Here is a 264-nt window from a genome sequence, read left to right as displayed (position 1 = left end):
ACGACAATACCTTCAAATCCTTCGCATTCAAGACGCATCCCTTAGCATATCTGGATGGAGGTCTCGCAGATCTTCCGATTCTGGATTTGGTAAAGATCTCGGCGCAACCGAACATCCAGGAATGGGGCGACATACGAACGTGGGAGCAGGCCGTTGACAGCGGCAAAGTGGTTCTGCCGCATATGATTAACCATTCTGACATCGACGATCCAGTCGGCAAGGCACTCGGTCGCCTGCTGGCAAAATGACATGCAAAAATCGAAA

1 pseudogene is annotated in these 264 nt (G+C 50.8%); it reads left to right on the top strand.

The annotated features are described in order from the left end of the window. Positions 1-248 (top strand): annotated as a pseudogene (locus SB751_RS31640) (hypothetical protein); the annotation flags it as partial. Between the last annotated feature and the right edge of the window lie 16 nt (positions 249-264).

This window comes from Cupriavidus sp. SIMBA_020, assembly GCF_046535395.1.
GTDB classification, from domain to species: domain Bacteria; phylum Pseudomonadota; class Gammaproteobacteria; order Burkholderiales; family Burkholderiaceae; genus Cupriavidus; species Cupriavidus campinensis.
This window is presented reverse-complemented; position numbering and strand designations above follow the sequence as displayed.